Source organism: Hafnia sp., from assembly GCF_036648275.1.
Taxonomy (GTDB): Bacteria; Pseudomonadota; Gammaproteobacteria; order Enterobacterales; family Enterobacteriaceae; genus Hafnia; species Hafnia alvei.
The window spans coordinates 36,558-56,043 of record NZ_JAVXIQ010000015.1 but is presented as its reverse complement, the minus strand read 5'-3'; the positions used below and the strand labels follow the sequence as shown (position 1 = coordinate 56,043).

The window sequence follows — 19,486 nt, the reverse complement described above, 5'->3', positions numbered from 1 at the left end:
AACGTTATTGATATGCAACAAATCACAACAATTGTGATCCTACTGCACGCATGCGGCAAGCAACAGGAAACTCTATGTTTGGTAATACCGTATTTTCTCAGGTTAAGCGTTCGGAAAATAAGAAGATCGCTGTCATCGCTCATTTTCTTCGAGAAAATGGCCTGAGCATTGATTCCACGGTGGAAGTATTTATAACCGTCACCCGTGATGATCAGCTAATCGCCTGCGGTGGGATAGCGGGGAATATTATTAAATGTGTTGCTATCAGTGAATCGGTTCGCGGTGAAGGACTTGCGCTCACCCTCGCTACAGAATTAATTAATCTGGCGTATGAAAAACACTGCACTCATTTATTTATATACACAAAAACCCAAAACGAAGCGTTATTCAAGCAGTGCGGATTTTATACCGTCACCAGCGTACCGAACGTCATGGTACTGATGGAAAACAGCGCCACACGTATTCAGCGCTACGCCAGCTATCTCACTACGCTGCGCCACGACGGTAATAAAATTGGCAGCATCGTCATGAATGCTAACCCGTTTACCAACGGGCATCGTTATCTGGTTCAGCAGGCGGCTGCGCAATGCGACTGGCTGCACCTGTTCTTGGTTAAAGAGGATACTTCGCGCTTCCCATATGAAGATCGCCTCGAGCTGGTGCGTGCCGGTACCTCTGATATTAAGAACTTAACGGTACACCGTGGCTCGGAATACATCATTTCCCGCGCAACGTTCCCTTGTTACTTCATCAAAGAACAGGGCGTCGTGGACGATTGTTACACCGAGATCGACCTTAAAATTTTTCGTCAGTATTTGGCTCCGGCCTTGGGGATCACCCATCGCTTCGTCGGTACCGAACCGTACTGTCAGGTGACAGCCAAATACAACCGTGACATGCGCCACTGGCTGGAGACCCCGTCTCTACCCGCACCACCGATTGAACTGGTGGAAATTGAGCGTTTGCAATACCACAACACCGCGATCTCCGCCTCGTGGGTACGCAAACTGCTGGTGCAAAAAGATCTTCCGGCCATCGCGCCTTTGGTGCCTGAAGCGACCCGCGCTTATTTACAACGCCTGCTCGTTCCTCGCTCAGAAAACGTGACTGACCGGCCGCAGGAATCCGCATTAGTAACAGGTGAAAAATGAAAATAACCCAAGCAGCCGTCGCTGGCACTTTGGAGTCTAGCGATGTGATGGTGCGAATAGCGCCTATCGACACACCCGAGATTGATCTGCAAATCAGCAGCAGCGTTGAGAAACAGTTCGGCGACGCGATCCGCGCTACCGTTATGGAAATCCTCACACGCCATGATATCAGCGGCGTTCAGCTCATCGTTGACGACAAAGGTGCTCTGGATTGCATCCTGCGCGCCCGTTTGGAAACGCTGCTGGTTCGCGCCAGCGATGTGAAAAACCTGCCTTGGGAGGAACGCGCATGACTTCTCGTATCGCTCAAGAGCGTAAATCTCGCACTCGCCGCAGCATGCTGTTTGTGCCAGGCGCAAACGCGGCAATGGTCAGCAACTCCTTTATCTATCACGCCGATGCACTGATGTTTGACCTTGAAGACTCCGTGGTTCTGCGCGAAAAAGATGCCGCTCGTCGTCTGGTTTATCACGCGTTACAGCATCCACTGTACCAAGACATCGAAACCATCGTGCGCGTCAACGCGTTAGATTCTGAATATGGCGTAGCCGATTTGGAAGCCGTGGTTCGCGGTGGCGCAGATATCGTGCGTCTGCCAAAAACCGATACCGCTCAAGACGTTATTGATATCGAAAACGAAATTGCCCGCATTGAAGCCGAATGTGGCCGCGAAGTCGGCAGCACTGGCCTCCTGGCAGCGATTGAATCTGCTCAGGGTATTACTCAAGCGGTGGCGATTGCTCACGCGTCTCCACGTTTAATCGGTATCGCTCTGGGTGCAGAAGACTACGTGCGTAACCTGCGCACCGAACGTTCACCGGAAGGCGTTGAACTGCTATTCGCTCGCTGTTCAATCCTGCAAGCCGCTCGTTCCGCAGGCATTCAGGCTTTCGATACCGTCTATTCTGATGCCAACAATGAAGAAGGCTTCCTGCGCGAAGCTGCGCATATCAAACAGTTGGGCTTTGACGGTAAATCACTGATCAACCCACGCCAAATTGAGTTATTGCACAACCTTTACGCCCCAACTCAGAAGGAAGTCAATCACGCGAAACTCGTCGTTGAAGCAGCAGAAGCTTCTGCACGTGAAGGCCGTGGCGTTGTTTCACTGAACGGCAAAATGGTTGATAGCCCAGTGATTGAGCGCGCCCGTTTGGTTCTGTCTCGTGCAGAACTGTCTGGCATCCGTGAAGAATAAGGCGAAAAAAAATGACTCAGAAAAAAGAACTTCTTCAACGACAGGAACGCGTTTCAGCCTATACCCGCCAAACTGAAAGCGCGCTGCCAAGCTATAAAAACGTTTCAAAATTAAATCTGCAGGCACAAAAGCCTCGCGATAAAAAATTATGCAGCACGCTGGAAGAGGCAATTCGCCGCTCAGGCCTGCATGATGGCATGACCATCTCTTTCCACCACGCATTCCGCGGTGGCGATCTGACCATCAACTTAGTGATGGCCACTATCGCGCAGATGGGCTTCAAGAATCTTACACTGGCGTCCAGCTCGCTGAGCGATTGCCACGCCCCGCTGGTAGACCATATCCGTAACGGCGTTGTCAGCCGTATCTATACCTCTGGGCTGCGTGGCCCATTGGCGGAAGAAATCTCCCGTGGTCTGCTAGAAGAACCGGTACAGATCCACTCCCACGGTGGCCGCGTACATTTGGTTGAAAGCGGCGAGCTAAATATCGACGTGGCTTTCCTTGGGGTTCCTGCCTGCGATCCGTTCGGTAATGCTAACGGCTACACCGGCAAAGCCTGCTGCGGTTCTCTTGGCTATGCCAAAGTCGATGCCGAAAATGCCAAACAAGTGGTTCTTCTGACCGAAGCGCTGCTGCCATACCCGCACAACCCAGCCAGCATCATGCAGGATCAGGTCGATTTGATCGTGCAAATCGAACAGGTCGGTGATGCCGATAAGATCGGTGCAGATGCAACCCGTATGACCTCTAATCCGCGCGAACTGTTGATCGCTCGCAGCGCGGCTGACGTGGTGGTTAACTCCGGCTACTTCAAAGAAGGTTTCTCGCTGCAAACGGGTACCGGTGGCGCATCGCTGGCGGTAACCCGCTTCCTCGAAGACAAAATGCGTAGCCGCGATATTCATGCTGGTTTTGCATTAGGCGGCATTACATCCACCATCGTTGATCTGCACGAAAAAGGCTTCATCAAGAAGCTGCTGGACGTGCAAAGCTTCGACCGTGCAGCCGCAGAGTCTTTGGCGCGTAACCCGAACCACATCGAAATCAGCGCTAACCAGTATGCAAACTGGGGCTCAAAAGGTGCTTCCGTTGATCGCTTAGACGTGGTGGTGCTGAGTGCGCTGGAAGTGGACACTCACTTCAATGTGAACGTGTTGACCGGTTCTGACGGTGTTTTACGCGGAGCTTCCGGTGGTCACTGTGACACTGCGGTTGCTGCTGCACTGTCTATCATCGTTGCACCGCTGGTGCGTGGCCGCATTCCAACGCTGGTTGATGAAGTCACCACCTGCGTCACTCCAGGTTCAAGCGTCGATATTCTGGTTACTGACCACGGTATTGCCGTTAACCCTGCGCGCCCAGAGCTGGCTGACCGACTGAAAGCCGCTGGCTTGAAAGTGGTTTCCATTGAATGGCTGCGTGAACGTGCGCAAATCCTTACCGGACAACCTCGTGCGATCGAATTCACTGACCGTGTTATCGCCGTTGTGCGCTATCGCGATGGTTCCGTGATCGACGTCGTTCGTCAGGTTAAGGAATAAACCATGTTTTACCTGCTCCCAACTTTGGCGACCAGCCACACCGTTACATTGCCGGAACTGCTATTCAGCCGTGAATGCAGGCAGTCCCGACAGACGGAGTGGCTGGCGCGCCATACCTCAACGCTGATCTCGTTTACCGTGGTCGCGCCTGGGCCGATTAAAGATAGCGTGATGACACGCAAAATCTTTAATCACGGTCTGAAAGCGCTGTGCCAACGTGTTGAACAATCAGGTTGGGAATTGAAGGAGCAGGCTTCTTTTGCGTTGGCGACCGGCCCCGAAGGGCTGCTCGCCATCGACGCACCGGCACGCGTCGTTAAAGAAGCGATGATCGCACTCGAACAACAACATGTTCTTGGCCGTTTATGGGACCTAGACGTATTGAATCCGCTAGGAAAAATTCTCTCTCGTCGTGACTTTTTGCTGCCTAGCCGAACCTGTTTGCTGTGCCAACGTGAAGCAGCCGTATGCGCACGCGAAAGAGCACACGCAATTCCCGATCTGATCACCCGCATGGAGGCATTACTGCATGATGCCGATAACGCAGCAGCCGTCTGATTCCACCGCTATCGATGAGCATTTCGTCGCCCATTGCAGCGAGCTTGCTTACCGTGCCATGTTGGCTGAGGTCAACCTCACGCCAAAACCGGGCTTGGTCGATAGAAATAACTGCGGTGCACATAAAGATATGGCGCTGGAAGATTTTCACCGTAGCGCATTGGCTATCAGCCAATGGTTACCGCGCTTTATCGAATTTGGTGCCTGTAGCGCCAATCTTGCTGAATCAGACGTGCTCACTGGGCTACGTCCCATTGGCATCGCCTGCGAAACTGACATGTTCCGCGCAACTTTTGGCGTGAATACACATAAAGGCAGCATTTTTTCTTTGGGGTTATTGTGCGCGGCTATCGGGCGTTTGCATCAAAGAAAAAGCGCTATCACACCTGAACTGATTTGTAACACCGCCGCCGCTTTTTGCCGTGGGCTGACCGAACGTGAACTGCGAAATAGCGATAACAATCAACAAAAAACCGCAGGACAACGGCTTTATCGGCAGCTCGGTCTCACCGGCGCTCGCGGCGAAGCTGAAGCTGGCTATCCATTAGTTATTCAGCTCGCTCTGCCACACTATCAGGCTCGCCTCGCACAGGGCACCGACCCTGAACTTGCTTTGCTCGATACGCTGTTAGTGCTGATGGCACATAACGGCGACACCAACGTAGCCTCACGCGGAGGCCAAAGCGGTCTCAGTTGGCTGCAACAACGCGCTAAGGCATTGCTGCGTCAGGGTGGCATTCGCCAGCCCTCCGATCTCAAGCACCTTCATGATTTCGACCAGGAATGCATTCAACGCAACCTCAGCGCTGGCGGCTGCGCCGACTTGCTGATTATTACCTGGTTTTTGGCTCAAATTTCGCACTTCAATTATTCACATTAAACTTTAAAAATTCCTTCTTGGAGAATCAGTTATGTCTGTTTCAAAAGATAAGATATGGAAATTAGTCGCGCCGCTGCTGGTTATGGCAGTGATGCTACTTATTCCTGTTCCTGATGGCATGCCTCCGCAGGCATGGCACTATTTCGCCGTGTTTGTGGCTATGATCGTTGGGATGATTTTGGAGCCTATCCCTGCTACGGCAATCAGTTTTATCGCCGTAACTATCTGCGTTATCGGCAGCAACTATCTGCTGTTTGATGCAAAAGAGCTTGCCGATCCGGCTTTTGATGCTGGCAAACAAGCCCTGAAATGGGGTCTGGCTGGATTCTCCAGCACCACCGTGTGGTTGGTGTTTGGCGCATTCATTTTTGCTCTGGGTTATGAAGTCACCGGTCTAGGCCGTCGTATCGCACTATTCATGGTTAAGTTCATGGGTAAGCGAACACTTACTCTCGGTTATGCCATTGTTATCATTGATATCATGTTGGCTCCGTTTACGCCGTCTAACACTGCGCGTACCGGTGGTACCGTATTCCCAGTGATTAAGAACCTGCCACCGCTGTTCAAGTCATTCCCTAACGATCCGTCATCACGTCGTATCGGTGGTTATTTGATGTGGATGATGGTGATCAGTACCAGTCTGAGTTCTTCTATGTTCGTGACCGGCGCAGCGCCAAACGTCTTGGGCTTGGAATTCGTGAGTAAAATCGCGGGCATTCAGATTAGCTGGCTGCAATGGTTCCTGAGCTTCCTGCCAGTGGGTCTTATCCTGCTGATCGTCGCGCCATGGTTATCGTATGTGCTGTATAAACCAGAAGTTACGCACAGCGCAGAAGTCTCTGAATGGGCCGGTGGCGCATTAAAAGAGATGGGCCGCTTAACCAGTAAAGAGATCACCCTGATTGGTTTAGTGCTGCTGAGCTTGGGCTTGTGGGTCTTCGGTGGCGATTTCATCGATGCCACTGCGGTTGGTCTGTTAGCAGTATCTCTTATGTTGGCCTTGCACGTTGTGCCTTGGAAAGACATCACGAAGTACAACAGCGCATGGAATACGTTGGTAAACCTCGCCACGTTAGTGGTTATGGCGAACGGTTTGACTCGTTCAGGCTTTATCGATTGGTTTGCGAATACCATGAGCACGCATCTGGAAGGCTTCTCGCCAAATGCGACCGTGATTGTACTGGTATTGGTGTTCTACTTCGCTCACTACCTATTTGCCAGCCTGTCTGCGCATACCGCTACCATGCTGCCTGTGATTTTGGCCGTGGGTAAAGGTATCCCAGGCGTGCCTATGGAACACCTGTGTATTCTGCTGGTGCTGTCTATCGGTATCATGGGCTGCTTAACCCCATACGCCACTGGCCCTGGGGTTATCATCTACGGCTGTGGATATGTGAAATCCAAAGACTACTGGCGCTTGGGTGCCATCTTCGGTGTGATTTACATTTCCCTGTTGCTGCTGGTGGGCTGGCCGATTCTGGCACTGTGGAGCTAAACCGCTCTGCTTGACCTGCTAGATAATATTAAGGCCACCCAAGGGTGGCCTTAATGCATTATGAATGTAAGCACATACTCACATTACATATAGTGTCCCCACAGGATGCTGACCCAAATAAAAGCAGACAACCATAGGGCAACAAATACTGCGGCAGAGCCCATATCTTTCGCGCGTCCAGAGAGCTCGTGGAACTCAGACCCGATACGGTCAACAACGGCTTCAATCGCGCTGTTAACGATTTCTAAAATCACTACTAGCGTAACGCAGCCTATCAACAAGATACGTTCAACAATAGAGACATCCAGCCATGCAGCAATCACCACGGCCACAATCATCAGCATCAGTTCTTGGCGAAATGCAGCCTCGTGTTTCCACGCCGCTTTCAATCCCTTCACCGAGTAACCAGCGGCTTTAACAATTCGGGTCAATCCGGTAGTGCTATTCATTTTAATTCCATCAAAATTTAGAAGTCTTATGTGATTTTAGCGACTTCTCATTCACTCATCACCACAGATCTCAAACCGTGTTTCTGGTATCCTTGCGGCGAATGGCTAACAAGAGGCTTTCTGTTTTATGTCAGGTTGGCGTAAATTTTACTATAAGTTATTGAATCTACCGCTGAAGCTACTGGTTAAAAGCAAGGTAATCCCTTCTGAACCGGTGGCTGAGCTACGTTTAGACACCACCCGCCCGGTGCTGTATGTCTTACCTTATAACTCAAAAGCGGATTTATTGACCTTCCGTGATCGCTGTTTGGCTCAGGACCTGCCTGATCCACTCGACGACAACGAAATTGACGGCACTATATTGCCACGCTACGTCTTCATTGACGATGGTCCGCGCGTATTCCGTTATTACGCGCCGAAGCAAGAATCCGTCAAGCTGTTCCATGACTATCTGGATCTGCACCGCAATAACCCTTCGCTGGATATCCAAATGATCCCGGTGTCGGTTATGTTTGGGCGTTCTCCGGGTCGTGAAGGCCACAGCGGAGCCCCGCAGCTGCGTTTGCTTAACGGTATCCAAAAATTCTTTGCCGTTATCTGGCTAGGTCGTGACAGCTTCGTGCGTTTCTCTAACGTCGTTTCACTGCGCTATATGGCAGACGAGCACGGCACAGACCAAACTATCGCCCAGAAACTCGCACGCGTAGCGCGCATGCACTTCTCCCGTCAGCGCTTAGCCGCTGTGGGTCCAAGCCTGCCCGATCGCCAAGCGCTATTTAATAAACTGCTCTCATCCAAAGCGATTGAGAAAGCGGTTGAGGACGAAGCGCGTACCAAAAAAATCTCCCGTGAAAAAGCCCAGCAAAATGCGGTTGCTTTGATGGAAGAAGTGGCGGCCAACTTCACCTATGAAGCGGTGCGCTTATCCGATCGTGTGCTGAGCTGGACCTGGAACCGTTTGTACCAAGGGATCAACGTCCATAACGCCGAACGCGTGCGTAAATTAGCGCAGGACGGTCATGAGATTGTTTATGTACCCTGCCACCGCAGCCACATGGACTATCTGCTGTTGTCCTACGTGCTTTATCACCAAGGCTTGGTGCCGCCGCACATCGCTGCGGGTATCAACCTGAACTTCTGGCCAGCCGGTCCGATTTTCCGCCGTTTAGGTGCGTTCTTTATTCGCCGTACCTTCAAAGGGAATAAGCTTTATTCCACCGTATTCCGTGAATACTTGGGCGAGCTGTTTAGCCGTGGTTATTCGGTTGAATACTTTATGGAAGGCGGCCGTTCACGTACGGGGCGTTTGCTTGAGCCTAAAACGGGTACGCTGGCCATGACTATTCAGGCTATGCTGCGCGGCGGTAAGCGCCCAATCACGCTGGTTCCGGTTTATATCGGGTACGAACACGTGATGGAAGTGGCTACCTATGCCAAAGAACTGCGCGGTGCGACCAAAGAGAAAGAGAGCCTGATCCAGATGGTTCGCGGGCTGCGTAAGCTACGCAATCTGGGACAGGGTTACGTAAACTTTGGTGAACCAATCCCGATCAACAACTGGTTGAATCAGCACGTTCCTGAATGGCGCGAATCTATCGACCCAATCGAAGCGCAGCGTCCGAGCTGGTTAACGCCAACGGTTAACGCTATCGCCAATACCGTGATGGTGAACATTAACAAGTCAGCGGCAGCTAACGCGATGAACCTCTGTTCAACCGCGCTGTTGGCTTCTCGCCAACGTGCGCTGACGCGTGAACAGCTGTTAGAACAGTTGGACTGTTATCTGCAACTGCTGCGTAATGCCCCTTACGCCGAAGATGCCACCACACCAAACCAAACCGCTGAGGAGCTGCTGCAACATGCTCTTCAGATGAATAAGTTTGAAGTGGAAAAAGACAACATCGGTGAGCTCATCATACTGCCACGTGAACAGGCAGTATTGATGACGTATTACCGCAACAACATTCAGCATATGCTGGTGCTGCCGTCGCTGATTGCCAATATGGTGATGAACCATAACAGCATTTCGCGCACGGAGCTGCTGCGTCAGGTAGATTTACTCTACCCAATGCTGAAGGAAGAGCTGTTCTTGCATTATGAGCGCAGCAACTTACCGCAGGTGCTTGAACCGATTATTACCGAGCTATGCCGCCAGCAGTTGATTTGTGCAAAGGGCGACGAGCTGGTGATGAATCCGGGCCGTATCCGCACACTACAGCTTTTGGCTGCTGGCGTTCGTGAAACGCTGCAACGTTATGCCATTACCTTCTCTCTGCTTAGCGCCAATCCAAGCATCAGCCGTGGTGCGCTGGAAAAAGAGAGCCGTATCATGGCGCAGCGTTTGTCGGTTCTACACGGCATCAACGCACCTGAATTCTTCGACAAAGCGGTGTTTGCTACCTTGGTAGGAACCTTGCGTTCCGAAGGCTACATCAACGATGTTGGTGATGCGATCCCTGAACATACCATGGAAGTCTATAACCTGCTGGTAGCTATGATAACGCCAGAGATTAAGCTGACTATTGAAAGCGTTAGCGCGCCTGAGATGGAAACCTTACCTCCGGCGCAAACCGCTGCCGAAGACGATAGCGACAAGAGCGAATAGCGTCTCGTTAATCTCTCTTAGTTAAATAACAAAAGGCGCCGATTGGCGCCTTTTCTATAGGTTCGAATTCAGGTTTTTCAGGCTCTAATGTCAGATCCAAATTGAAAGCGCAATGCCGATAAACAACACCAGTCCCGCATAGTTGTTATTCAAGAAAGCTTGGAAGCAAGGCATACGCTCACGCAGTGCAATCAGCTTCTGTTGGTGAATAAACAGCGCCCCAGCCAGTAAAATGCCCCAGTAATAAGCGCCGCTCATCTGGTTTAAATAACCAATCCACACCATCAACAACAGCGTCGCCAGCTGTAGCAACCCAATAATTAGCTTATCGAAGCGGCCAAACAGAATCGCCGTAGACTTGATACCAATGCGGAGATCGTCGTCCCTATCCACCATCGCATACTGGGTGTCATAAGCTACCGTCCAGCAAATATTCGCCAGAAACAGTAACCAGCAACTTAGCGGCAAACTTTCGCTTACGGCGGCATACGCCATCGGAATTGACCATCCAAACGCCATACCCAGCACAACCTGTGGTAAATGGGTAAAGCGTTTCATAAAGGGATAGACCCAAGCCAGCGCAAGGGCCGCAACCGATAGCCAAATCGTCATGGCGTTAAGCGTTAACACCAGCCCAAAAGATACCAGCACCAGCGCCACAAACAGAATTTTGCTCTCTTTTTCCGTCACTGCACCGCTTGGCAGTGGACGATGCGCCGTGCGCTTAACGTGACCGTCTACACGACGATCGGCAAAGTCATTAACCACACATCCGGCGGCACGCATGAAAAAGACACCTAGCGTAAATACCACCAGCAGCTTTAGGCTCGGAATTTGACCGCCCGCAAGCCACAACGCCCAATAGGTTGGCCAGAGTAACAACAGCGAACCAATCGGCTTATCAATTCTCATCAGGCGACAATAGGCCTGCCATTTGGTTTGAGTCACGAATCCCTCCAGTCATTCATTCCAATGATGACTACATCACAATTCATTATTAACACCATACAACGGAGACTCAGACAAAAAAAGTTCGGTTAACAACAAAGGTTTACCAGACAAACGTAAACGGCTGCGCCGTGCCCACAGTTCTCCTTGAGAACCCACCTGAATAAAATCACGCGTAAGCTCCGCAGCGCTGAACAGATAGCGCCCAAGCGGAACCGTACCTAACGTCAACAAGGAGACCTCTTCCCCAGTCAGAGATGTTTCGGGGATCAGCGTACGCCCAAACAACCACGGCACATTATCACCACACAACAAAACTTCGCGTAGCCAAAAGCGCTCACAGGTTGGAAGCAGCATGGCTTCTTCGCCTAACGATTGAGCCGTGATAAAACCTTCGCGCTGTGGAACGATAGTGACTTTGTCGCAGTAGCGCTCAAAACGCGCGGTCATGGATTGACACTCGCCCAGCCAACTGTGCTGCTGCGCAGTCAAATCAACTTCATGAATGGGGTGCCAATGAGTAACGTCCAACGACGGATGACAGTCAGTCATTCCGGTGACTCCAAAACAGAATTTAGCGCCGACCCTCGCCCACGCTGAAAATGGGAGGTTCATTGTAACTCAGATTACCCGACGTAGGCAGAGCAGTAGCAATAGATGATCAATTTGGTAACAAGAAAGGGAAATACAAAACAAAAAAAGGTGCCCCAAAGGGCACCCAGTCAAAGAGCCAGCTTCCACAGCGCGGGTTTAACCCTTGCCTTTCACGCTGTGAATAAAGGTTTCACGGGCAGTGGTTGAACCAAGTTGTTCAGCTTCATTCATCAATTTCAATGCTTTATCAATATCTCCGCCTTTCACTGCATCACGGATACCTTTATTGAAATATTCGTCGGTATCTTTGAGCATTGGCTGAGCTGGTTTTGACGGCGCGGTAGCAACCGGTGCCGCAGCAGCGCCTACCACGACTGGCTGCTCTTTAGGTGCCATCGGCAAGATCCCGCCGATCATCACGTTGCCAGTATTCTGTTCTGCCTTCACCTTGATCTTGATCGTGCCCGTAGACTGATGGATCGCGATCGGATCAGGAATATTTGGCACCGCATTTCCTACCCCAGCCGCATAGGCTTTGGCGGGATCAACCATTTGGGTCGTTTTGGCTAAATCCTGCGACGTGGTGTAGATCACCATGTAGATCTGTTTTTGCCCTAGCGCAGGCGTTAATTTCAGCGTGCCTTCCAGACGATCGCCGCTCATCACACCCGGCTGCTGATAACTGAAATAGCTGCTTGGATAAAATGCCGCTGGGCGCATATTTTCATCCAAAACCATCACGCTTGGGGCATAGACTCTTTTGCCTTCGACTAAGCTGCTGATGGTAATTTCAAGCGAGCCCCGATCGGCCGGTAATGCAAAAGCTCCTACCGCCCCTTGGATATCACCTACGTGCAACTGCGCACTGCTGCTGGTTAAGGTTGTCGTTTTCGTTACTGGAGGAACCAATGGCTCCCAAGGTAGCTGGTGTAACGTATTGGCAGGGATAGCCGGTGCTGTAGCAACATTCGCAGGTTGGATGGTGCTATCCGCCTGAACGCTAAGCGGCATAGCGCTGAACATCGCCAAGGCTACGCTCAACGCGATGGTATTCTTTTTCATGACAGCTTTGATTTTATTATTCATTTTGCTTTTCATTATGAACCACCTTAGAGACCGCTTGGCTGCTATGGCAAGAAAGCAGCCAAGCTCAATCAAACGCGGCGGGATCGCCCCGCCGCCGTCAAACAACCGTTACCACCAAACTTCCATCTGCGCGCCGAAGGTGACTTCATCGTCATTTCCGCGGCTGAATTTGTGGGTGTTGTTATCGTTGTATGCAACGCCGTCGCTGTAACCAGTGTCGGTGTTGGTTGCATAGCCCCATTTCTCATCCCATTTCGCGTAGGTTGCGAACAGACGGATTGCCGGGCGTGACCAGATGCTGTCGCCAGCCTGCCACTGCTGTGCCAACGTCACTTTGTACTGGTTGTTGTTATCGCCAGTGCGCTGTGATTTCACATTGTCATAGCCGAACTCCATCAAGGTGCTCATGATTGGCGTCCATTTGTACATTGGGCGAATACCTGCGGTGTACCATGTAGTACCGTTTTTATCGTCGCGATCGATATCCTGATACATACCCACGTACATCAGTGCCCATTTATCATTGAAGTCGATACCACCGTGGTCCAGAACGCGGATCATATGACCGTTGTTATTGACGCTGGAGCCTTCGGAATGACCTGAGTTGTTTGAGGTCATGGAGTCAGTCGCATATTGAACGACAAATTTGTTAAAGCCGCTGTAGATAGCCTGAGTGTGTTCCGCTGTCAGCATGACGCCGTCTTTCGAGGCATCTTTGGCACGATGGTAGCCATCGGTTAGGTTAGAACGACCATAGTCAAAACCTAATTCCAGCGTACCGCCTGGGTTGGTTTCCAAACCGGCTAAACGCACGTCGTAGACGTCGTTGGCGGTGTCTTTAACTAAATCTCGCTGCTGTTGGGAGCTGAAACTATTTGAACCGCCAGTTTCGGTGTTACGGGTTGCGGCGATAGAGAGCTTACCGAAGCCCAGATCGATGTTTTCTAAACCTGCACCCGGACCTGAAATATCCCAGTAGTAGAAGTCGATCATGTGAACGTCATGACGTTGGTAGAAACGCTTACCCGCCCACAGCGTAGAGCCCGGTGCCCATTCGATGACGTTTTTGGCCTGAATGTTAGCTTCACGGAAGGCAGGGTCTGTCGCTTCCCAGTCATTGGTCTGCTGTACGGAGTACGCTACGTTGGTGTCAAAGTAGAAGCTCTTATCACCGTCTTTCCACAGCTCTTGGCCCAGTTTCAATTCCGCATAGGTTTCGCATTCGTTACCCAAACGATATTTGCTTTGAGCCCCTGTTGCTTTGAAACACTGCTGTTCACCGCCGCTTGCGGTCCAGCCGATACCGGAACGAGCATAACCGTGGAAATCTACAGCCAGTGCCTGTGTTGACAGCACCGCACTCGCAACAGCCAGTGCTAAAGGTACCTTGCGCAAAGTCATCATCATTCTCCTGAAGGGGTTGCCTGACGGCATAAAGTTATAAGTGTTCTTTGTTCAACATATGATCTAACGTACTGTTAACTAACATCTCTCTAACCCAGAGCTAGACACCTAGCTCCTTATGCAACCGTCGGCAAGCGACACCATCTTCTCGGAACAGATGACAGCGTTCAGGTGGCAGGCCAATGGCAAATTTTGCGCCTTCGTCTACCAACACCACATCGTTCTGGCGGTAAACAAGGTTTTGACGAATCGCGGGGATCTGAATATGAATTTGGGTTTCATTACCTAGCTGCTCAACAACCTGAACATCCCCTTCCAGGGTGACTTCAGCATCATGACTCGGCAGTAAATGCTCAGGACGGATCCCTAGCGAGAGGTTGCCGCCAACCTGTACATCCGTACCTTCAACCGGCAGCCATACTAATTGGCGGTTAGGTAATTCAATCTGAACGCGCTGCGGTTCTGTGGCGGTCACTTTGACGGGGAGGAAATTCATTTTTGGCGAGCCGATAAAGCCCGCAACGAAACGGTTAGCCGGATAGTGGTAAAGCTCCAGCGGCTTGCCGATCTGCGCGACGCTGCCGCCATCCAGCACCACAATTTTGTCGGCTAACGTCATGGCCTCGACCTGATCGTGGGTAACATAAATCATGGTGCGCTCTAGGCGCTTATGTAGACGGGAAATCTCAATACGCATTTGCACACGCAAAGCGGCGTCTAAGTTTGATAGCGGTTCATCAAGCAGGAATACATCAGGTTCAGCCACCAGCGTACGGCCAATCGCGACGCGCTGACGCTGACCACCGGATAACGCTTTAGGGCGGCGATCGAGCAAATGTGCCAGTTGCAGCACTTCAGAAACCTGATTCACCCGCTGGGTGATCTCTGACTTTTTGGTGCCAGCCAGCTTGAGGCCAAACGACATATTGTCGGCAACGGACAGATGTGGATACAGAGCGTAGGACTGAAAAACCATGCCAATGCCGCGCTCGGCAGGCGGCACTTCATTCATACGCTTGCCTGCAATGAGTAACTCACCGGAAGTGATATCTTCTAAACCTGCAATCATGCGCAGCAGTGTCGACTTACCACAGCCAGACGGCCCAACAAAAACCACAAACTCACCGTCTTGGATTTCAAGGTTAACGTCTTTAGAAATGACGACGTCTCCGTAAGCCTTATATACGTTTCGCAGTGCTACGCTCGCCATGCGTTACTCCTGTCTGTCACTAATGAGGTCCACTAACGCGACATCTCAGCGGGCCTAATCCTTAGCCATGCCGTTCAGCAGATGCGCCTTATCGATTGCTGCCGATAGTGCGCGTTAAGCAAAGAAGCGTAATCATCCGTAACAAAGTTTTTCATGGGGGAGGAGATAGGAGGATGAGAGAAAATAGCGTGCGGTGAAAAGTTCATACCTTTCAGTGAATTCGTGATCCTGCTTGCAAAAATAACCCTGTGATTTTGTGTCTACATCCACAGAATAGGCGGTAGTGTTAAGTAGATCACAAGAACCCCCCTTGGGGCGTAGAAGGGGGGAGGATGAGAAGCAATCTCGTGTAAAGGAGTATGGCACTGCATCAGAAATCCCCTACAAGCAGGGGGCTAACAACGATTCGTACTCTACGGCTTATCTGAACCGCTTCGGCTTCCATGCTCGGTGGTACAGACATCAACTCATACCTCGACAGAAACAGAACAAGAAGGATTGGATAATGACTAAGAAATCAGGCATCAGAACGCTCGCCCTTTCGGCACTGGCTACGCTGGTTCTCTCTTCTTCCGCGTTCGCTAAAATTGAAGAAGGCAAACTGGTTATCTGGATTAACGGCGATAAAGGCTATAACGGTCTGGCCGAAGTCGGTAAAAAGTTTGAGAAAGAAACCGGTATCAAAGTGCTGATTGAGCATCCAGACAAGCTGGAAGAAAAATTCCCGCAGGTCGCGGCTACCGGAGATGGTCCTGATATCATTTTTTGGGCTCATGACCGTTTCGGAGGTTATGCACAGTCTGGCCTGTTGGCTGAAATCCATCCTTCTAAAGCCTTCCAAGAGAAGCTTTATCCATTCACGTGGGACGCCGTTCGTTTTAACGGCAAACTGATTGCTTACCCAGTGGCCGTTGAAGCACTGTCGCTAATTTACAACAAAGACCTTCTGCCTGAGCCGCCAAAAACGTGGGAAGAAATTCCTGCGCTAGACAAAGAGCTGCGCGCTAAAGGCAAAAGCGCCATCATGTGGAATCTACAAGAACCGTACTTCACATGGCCAATCATCGCAGCCGACGGTGGCTATGCCTTCAAATATGATAACGGCACCTACAACATCAAAGATGTGGGCGTGAACAATGCTGGCTCACAGGCTGGCCTACAGTTCATCGTTGATTTGGTGAAAAACAAGCATATCAATGCAGATACCGATTACTCCATCGCGGAGGCCGCGTTCAATAAGGGGCAAACCGCGATGACCATTAACGGCCCTTGGGCGTGGTCAAACATCGATAAGAGCAACATCAACTATGGCGTTGCCCTGCTGCCAACCTTCAAAGGCCACCCATCCAAACCGTTTGTTGGCGTGCTGAGTGCTGGCATCAACGCCGCTAGCCCGAATAAAGAGCTGGCCACCGAGTTCTTGGAAAACTACCTGATGACCAATGCCGGTCTGGAGCAGGTTAATAAAGATAAACCACTGGGCGCGGTTGCACTGAAGTCTTACCAAGAAACGTTGGAAAAAGATCCGAAGATCGCCGCCACCATGCAAAACGCCCAAAAAGGCGAAATCATGCCAAACATCCCGCAGATGAGCGCCTTCTGGTACGCCGAGCGTAGCGCAATTATCAACGCGGTAAATGGACGTCAGAGCGTGAAAGAAGCATTAACCGGCGCAGAGCAACGTATCGCCAAATAAGTTCATAAGTAAATGACCCACCCTAACCCTCCCCTTCTCAGGGGAGGGGATCGCTCAGAGATCTTGGTATGGGCAGGAAAGGGTCTGAACACCGAAATTTAAGTTGTCCGTAACCGCCTCCGGCGTAAGAGAAATGAGGGAGAGTTTTATGTCGTTATCCCATACAGAATATCCAATCGCGAAGCCGGATAAATGGTGGCAGAGTGACATACTAAAATGGATCGTTATCGCCGCCATGTGCCTGTTTACGGGCTATCTCACCATTGTGATGTACGCACAGGGCGAGTACCTGTTTGCTATGCTGACACTGGTTTTGCTGGGTTCTGGACTCTACATTTTTGCCAATCGCAAAGCCTATGCGTGGCGCTATGTCTATCCGGGGCTTGCGGGAATGGGGTTGTTCGTGCTCTTTCCCCTTATCTGTACCATCGCTATCGCATTCACCAACTATAGCAGCACTAACCAGCTCACCTTTGAGCGTGCGCAATCGGTATTGATACAGCGCCAATTCACCACGGGTAAAACCTACGGCTTTGGCCTCTACCCCGTAGGCGATCAGTGGCGCTTACAGCTGACCAATCCCGAAAATGATCGGCTTTATATCTCAGAGCCCTTCAGCTTCAGCGCTCAAGAACAGCGCTTAACCATGAATCCAGAAAGCGCCGAACAGACGGGCGATCGCGCGACACTTCGAGTTATTACTCAAAACCGTCAGGCCTTAAATAACATCGTGGCAGTTTTGCCTGAAAGCGGCGAATTACGCATGAGTTCCCTGCGCCAGTTTGCTGGTACCAGCCCGCTATATACTCTTGAGAAAGACGGTGAAACGCTCAAAAATAATCAAACTGGCACCGTCTATCGCCCGAATACCGACGTAGGATTCTATCAAGCGGTGAATGCACAAGGGCAATGGGAAAATGAACAGCTCAGCCCTGGATTCACCGTTTCTATTGGCTGGAAAAACTTTTTACGCGTGGTGCAAGATGAAGGGATCCGCCAACCGTTCGTCAGCATCTTTATCTGGACCATTATCTTCTCGGTCTTAACCGTGGTGTTCACCGTTGCCGTCGGCATGGTGCTGGCATGCGTAGTCCAGTGGGAAGCGTTAAAAGGTAAGGCGCTGTATCGCGTAATGCTCATTCTGCCTTATGCCGTACCGTCGTTTATTTCGATACTGATATTTAAAGGGTTGTTCAACCAAAGCTTCGGTGAAATCAACATGATGCTCAGCCATCTGTTCGGTATCAAACCCGCTTGGTTTAGCGACCCACTCACCGCCAAGAGTATGATTCTGATCGTCAATACATGGCTCGGCTATCCGTACATGATGATTTTATGCATGGGCTTGCTCAAAGCGATTCCAGACGACTTGTACGAAGCTTCGGCAATGGACGGCGCTGGCCCAATGCAGAATTTCTTCCGCATCACGCTGCCATTGCTTATCAAGCCGTTAACGCCGCTGATGATTGCCAGTTTTGCCTTCAATTTTAATAACTTTGTTTTGATTCAGTTATTAACCAACGGCGGTCCAGATATGCTCGGGACCTCTACGCCGGCAGGCTATACCGATTTGCTGGTGAGCTATACCTATCGCATCGCGTTTGAAGGCGGCGGTGGACAAGACTTTGGTTTAGCGGCTGCTATTGCCACGCTGATTTTCCTGTTGGTTGGCGCTCTGGCGATACTGAATCTGAAAGCCAGCAAAATGAATTTCGACTAAGGAGAGGGACCACAACATGGCTATGGTTCAACCGAAATCCCAGCGTTTACGCCTGCTGTTTACACATCTGATGCTGCTGGCCTTTATCTGCACCATCATGTTTCCACTGCTGATGGTAATTGCTATCTCGCTGCGCTCTGGCAACTTTGCGACCGGCAGTCTTATTCCTGAAAATATCTCTTGGGAACACTGGCAGTTGGCATTGGGCATGAGCGTGACTAACGCAGATGGCAGCGTCACTCCGCCACCGTTCCCGGTTCTTTTATGGCTGTGGAACTCGATTAAAATCGCCGTGGTTACGGCGATAGGCATTGTGACACTCTCCACCACCTGCGCTTATGCTTTCGCTCGCATGAAGTTCAAAGGTAAAAGCTCGCTGCTGAAGGGCATGTTGATATTCCAAATGTTCCCAGCAGTACTGTCGCTAGTCGCGCTGTATGCGCTCTTTGACCGTATCGGTCAGTATGTGCCGTTCCTTGGTCTTAATACCCACGGCGGCGTGATTTTCGCTTATATGGGCGGGATTGCGTTGCATGTTTGGACGATTAAGGGCTATTTCGAAACTATCGATAACTCGTTAGAAGAGGCCGCGGCTCTTGATGGCGCTACGCCTTGGCAGGCTTTCCGCTTGGTGCTTTTACCGTTGTCAGTGCCTATTTTAGCGGTGGTCTTCATCTTGTCATTTATTGCCGCGATTACCGAAGTGCCGGTGGCGTCTCTGCTCTTGCGCGATGTAAATAGCTATACGTTGGCCGTCGGCATGCAGCAATACCTTAATCCGCAAAACTATCTGTGGGGTGACTTTGCCGCTGCGGCGGTGCTGTCTGCAATTCCAATTACGGCCGTATTCTTGCTGGCGCAGCGCTGGCTGGTAGGCGGACTCACGTCCGGCGGTGTGAAAGGGTAATGCGTTAAAACCTGTGTCTTTGTTGTGCCATTGCAGTTATT

Annotated in this window: 17 protein-coding genes; 11 read left to right on the top strand and 6 right to left on the bottom strand. The window is 50.9% G+C overall.

Annotation, left to right across the window (positions count from 1 at the left end; translation table 11 throughout):
* The first annotated feature begins 74 nt into the window (after window positions 1-74).
* From citC to RSC70_RS13960, 7 genes are read left to right on the top strand one after another with little or no spacing between them, the layout of a single operon-like run.
* Entirely contained in the window at window positions 75-1,151 is a 1,077-nt protein-coding gene (gene citC, locus RSC70_RS13990) for a [citrate (pro-3S)-lyase] ligase (RefSeq protein WP_332542792.1), read from the top strand.
* Window positions 1,148-1,444, top strand: coding sequence for a citrate lyase acyl carrier protein (gene citD, locus RSC70_RS13985; RefSeq protein WP_040044767.1), 297 nt, complete (start codon window positions 1,148-1,150; stop codon window positions 1,442-1,444). The genes citC and citD overlap by 4 nt, the downstream gene beginning before the upstream one ends.
* Complete coding sequence (gene citE, locus RSC70_RS13980; protein WP_025802426.1) at window positions 1,441-2,349, top strand: citrate (pro-3S)-lyase subunit beta; 909 nt, start codon at window positions 1,441-1,443, stop codon at window positions 2,347-2,349. Before citD ends, citE begins: the two co-directional genes overlap by 4 nt.
* An 11-nt stretch (window positions 2,350-2,360) precedes the next feature.
* Window positions 2,361-3,893, top strand: coding sequence for a citrate lyase subunit alpha (gene citF, locus RSC70_RS13975; protein ID WP_040044766.1), 1,533 nt, complete (start codon window positions 2,361-2,363; stop codon window positions 3,891-3,893).
* Window positions 3,894-3,896: 3 nt separating this feature from the next.
* On the top strand, window positions 3,897-4,451 hold the full coding sequence (gene citX, locus RSC70_RS13970; RefSeq protein ID WP_130933412.1) for a citrate lyase holo-[acyl-carrier protein] synthase: 555 nt from the start codon (window positions 3,897-3,899) through the stop codon (window positions 4,449-4,451).
* Window positions 4,423-5,331: a triphosphoribosyl-dephospho-CoA synthase CitG gene (citG, locus tag RSC70_RS13965; protein WP_332542790.1), complete on the top strand. Its 909-nt coding sequence runs from the start codon at window positions 4,423-4,425 to the stop codon at window positions 5,329-5,331. Before citX ends, citG begins: the two co-directional genes overlap by 29 nt.
* A 31-nt stretch (window positions 5,332-5,362) precedes the next feature.
* Window positions 5,363-6,826, top strand: coding sequence for an anion permease (locus RSC70_RS13960; RefSeq protein ID WP_040044763.1), 1,464 nt, complete (start codon window positions 5,363-5,365; stop codon window positions 6,824-6,826).
* An 83-nt stretch (window positions 6,827-6,909) separates the two neighbouring features.
* Here the strand turns inward: RSC70_RS13960 and RSC70_RS13955 are convergent, their stop codons facing one another.
* A complete protein-coding gene (locus RSC70_RS13955) occupies window positions 6,910-7,275 on the bottom strand; it encodes a diacylglycerol kinase (RefSeq protein WP_025802436.1) in 366 nt (121 codons plus the stop codon).
* Window positions 7,276-7,402: 127 nt separating this feature from the next.
* Here RSC70_RS13955 and plsB point away from each other — a divergent pair, with 127 nt between their 5' ends.
* On the top strand, window positions 7,403-9,880 hold the full coding sequence (plsB, locus tag RSC70_RS13950) for a glycerol-3-phosphate 1-O-acyltransferase PlsB (protein ID WP_130997732.1): 2,478 nt from the start codon (window positions 7,403-7,405) through the stop codon (window positions 9,878-9,880).
* A 90-nt stretch (window positions 9,881-9,970) separates the two neighbouring features.
* Here plsB and ubiA read toward each other — a convergent pair whose 3' ends face one another.
* The 5 genes from ubiA to malK all read right to left on the bottom strand — a co-directional run bounded on the left by ubiA (window position 9,971) and on the right by malK (window position 15,122).
* Window positions 9,971-10,840 carry a 4-hydroxybenzoate octaprenyltransferase gene (ubiA, locus tag RSC70_RS13945; RefSeq protein WP_332542813.1) on the bottom strand — a complete coding sequence of 290 codons (870 nt, stop codon included), beginning with the start codon at window positions 10,838-10,840 and terminating at the stop codon, window positions 9,971-9,973.
* A gap of 24 nt (window positions 10,841-10,864) precedes the next feature.
* Window positions 10,865-11,380: a chorismate lyase gene (gene ubiC / locus RSC70_RS13940; RefSeq protein ID WP_332542789.1), complete on the bottom strand. Its 516-nt coding sequence runs from the start codon at window positions 11,378-11,380 to the stop codon at window positions 10,865-10,867.
* 198 nt (window positions 11,381-11,578) lie between these two features.
* The gene (gene malM / locus RSC70_RS13935; RefSeq protein ID WP_332542811.1) at window positions 11,579-12,484 is read right to left on the bottom strand and encodes a maltose operon protein MalM; all 906 of its coding nucleotides are present in this window, start codon (window positions 12,482-12,484) and stop codon (window positions 11,579-11,581) included.
* 132 nt (window positions 12,485-12,616) lie between these two features.
* Complete coding sequence (locus RSC70_RS13930; RefSeq protein ID WP_130933416.1) at window positions 12,617-13,915, bottom strand: maltoporin; 1,299 nt, start codon at window positions 13,913-13,915, stop codon at window positions 12,617-12,619.
* Between the two features lie 97 nt (window positions 13,916-14,012).
* Complete coding sequence (malK, locus tag RSC70_RS13925) at window positions 14,013-15,122, bottom strand: maltose/maltodextrin ABC transporter ATP-binding protein MalK (RefSeq protein ID WP_040044759.1); 1,110 nt, start codon at window positions 15,120-15,122, stop codon at window positions 14,013-14,015.
* A 505-nt stretch (window positions 15,123-15,627) separates the two neighbouring features.
* Between malK and malE the strand changes: the two genes are divergently transcribed.
* The 3 genes from malE (at window position 15,628) to malG (ending at window position 19,445) form a co-directional block, all read left to right on the top strand.
* Window positions 15,628-16,818: a maltose/maltodextrin ABC transporter substrate-binding protein MalE gene (gene malE, locus RSC70_RS13920; protein WP_025802450.1), complete on the top strand. Its 1,191-nt coding sequence runs from the start codon at window positions 15,628-15,630 to the stop codon at window positions 16,816-16,818.
* 148 nt (window positions 16,819-16,966) lie between these two features.
* A complete protein-coding gene (gene malF / locus RSC70_RS13915; RefSeq protein WP_332542787.1) occupies window positions 16,967-18,538 on the top strand; it encodes a maltose ABC transporter permease MalF in 1,572 nt (523 codons plus the stop codon).
* 16 nt (window positions 18,539-18,554) lie between these two features.
* Window positions 18,555-19,445, top strand: a complete 891-nt coding sequence (gene malG / locus RSC70_RS13910) for a maltose ABC transporter permease MalG (RefSeq protein WP_025802454.1) — start codon at window positions 18,555-18,557, stop codon at window positions 19,443-19,445.
* The last annotated feature ends 41 nt before the right edge of the window (window positions 19,446-19,486 follow it).

Excerpts from the sequence above, each read along its gene's own strand:
- citC (WP_332542792.1), top strand. The coding sequence starts at position 75 with ATGTTTGGTAATACCGTATTTTCTCAGGTTAAGCGTTCGGAAAATAAG.
- citD (WP_040044767.1), top strand. The coding sequence starts at position 1,148 with ATGAAAATAACCCAAGCAGCCGTCGCTGGCACTTTGGAGTCTAGCGAT.
- citE (WP_025802426.1), top strand. The coding sequence starts at position 1,441 with ATGACTTCTCGTATCGCTCAAGAGCGTAAATCTCGCACTCGCCGCAGC.
- citF (WP_040044766.1), top strand. The coding sequence starts at position 2,361 with ATGACTCAGAAAAAAGAACTTCTTCAACGACAGGAACGCGTTTCAGCC.
- citX (WP_130933412.1), top strand. The coding sequence starts at position 3,897 with ATGTTTTACCTGCTCCCAACTTTGGCGACCAGCCACACCGTTACATTG.
- citG (WP_332542790.1), top strand. The coding sequence starts at position 4,423 with ATGATGCCGATAACGCAGCAGCCGTCTGATTCCACCGCTATCGATGAG.
- RSC70_RS13960 (WP_040044763.1), top strand. The coding sequence starts at position 5,363 with ATGTCTGTTTCAAAAGATAAGATATGGAAATTAGTCGCGCCGCTGCTG.
- RSC70_RS13955 (WP_025802436.1), bottom strand. The coding sequence starts at position 7,275 with ATGAATAGCACTACCGGATTGACCCGAATTGTTAAAGCCGCTGGTTAC.
- plsB (WP_130997732.1), top strand. The coding sequence starts at position 7,403 with ATGTCAGGTTGGCGTAAATTTTACTATAAGTTATTGAATCTACCGCTG.
- ubiC (WP_332542789.1), bottom strand. The coding sequence starts at position 11,380 with ATGACTGACTGTCATCCGTCGTTGGACGTTACTCATTGGCACCCCATT.
- malM (WP_332542811.1), bottom strand. The coding sequence starts at position 12,484 with ATGAAAAAGAATACCATCGCGTTGAGCGTAGCCTTGGCGATGTTCAGC.
- RSC70_RS13930 (WP_130933416.1), bottom strand. The coding sequence starts at position 13,915 with ATGATGATGACTTTGCGCAAGGTACCTTTAGCACTGGCTGTTGCGAGT.
- malK (WP_040044759.1), bottom strand. The coding sequence starts at position 15,122 with ATGGCGAGCGTAGCACTGCGAAACGTATATAAGGCTTACGGAGACGTC.
- malE (WP_025802450.1), top strand. The coding sequence starts at position 15,628 with ATGACTAAGAAATCAGGCATCAGAACGCTCGCCCTTTCGGCACTGGCT.
- malF (WP_332542787.1), top strand. The coding sequence starts at position 16,967 with ATGTCGTTATCCCATACAGAATATCCAATCGCGAAGCCGGATAAATGG.
- malG (WP_025802454.1), top strand. The coding sequence starts at position 18,555 with ATGGCTATGGTTCAACCGAAATCCCAGCGTTTACGCCTGCTGTTTACA.